The 851-nt window shown below is 73.4% G+C and carries 1 protein-coding gene and 1 pseudogene; one reads left to right on the forward strand and one right to left on the reverse strand.

From position 1 onward, the window contains the following. Positions 1-369 (forward strand): DUF732 domain-containing protein (locus G6021_RS13100; protein ID WP_182641480.1); only part of this gene is annotated, 369 nt, incomplete at its 5' end. An 18-nt stretch (positions 370-387) separates the two neighbouring features. On the opposite strand, the pseudogene G6021_RS13105 reads toward G6021_RS13100, so the two are convergent. Beyond that, positions 388-851, reverse strand: a pseudogene (locus G6021_RS13105) (patatin); the annotation flags it as partial.

Here is an 851-nt window from a genome sequence, read left to right on the forward strand (position 1 = left end):
GTGGCCGCCGAGGCCACCTCCGCGGTCGGGGACGCCACCGACGGCGACGGGCCGACGACCGGCGAGCAGCCGGCCCCGGACGGGGACGGCGGCGACGACCGGTCTCCCGAGGAGCAGTTCCTCAGCGAGATCAGGACCGTCGGCGTGGACGCCGAGGACGAACAGGGTTATCTCACCCGGGGGCGCGACGCCTGTGCGTCACTCGACGGCGACATGGGCTACGTCGACGTGGTCCGGCAGTACAACGACGCCCACGCCGATGCGCCGGTGACCGAGGCCCCGGTGGTGGTGGCGGCCGCGGTCAGGGCGTTCTGTCCCCAGCACCTGCCGCAGGTCGGCCAGGACGAGGGCGGAAACCAGGGCGGCTGAAGCCGAGAGGGGCCCGTCTCACAAGCCCTCCCTGTCCAACGCCTCCGCGGTGAGCCGACGGCCGAGTTCGATCATCTCCTCCGCGCGGTGGAAATCGAAGGCCGAACACGAGTCGGACGGCACCTCCACGAGGACGTCGGGGCGGTTCCCCGCCATCCGGTAGCCGGTGAGGATGCTCTGCATGGCCTCGATCGACTGGGAGACCACGTCGAAGATCCGCAGCGTGCCCGGGAGGGACTCGAGGCTCCGATCGTCCGCCTGGGCGTCGGCCCGGACCTCGCGTTCGCCCTCCTCGACCGCCTCCTCGACCTCCGGTGACGGCTGCGCCGACCCTCTCGGGGTGGCGTCGTCCCCGGTCCGGGAATCGCCCCCGGCGCCCCGCCCGGTCGGGTCGATCCCGGGTGCGTCCAGCCCGGCGGTGTCAGGACCGGCGGTGTCCGGACCGGCCGCGTCCGCCCCGGAGGTGTCCTGACCGAGGCGGA

This window comes from Dietzia sp. CW19 (assembly GCF_014145265.1).
Taxonomy (GTDB): Bacteria; Actinomycetota; Actinomycetes; order Mycobacteriales; family Mycobacteriaceae; genus Dietzia; species Dietzia natronolimnaea.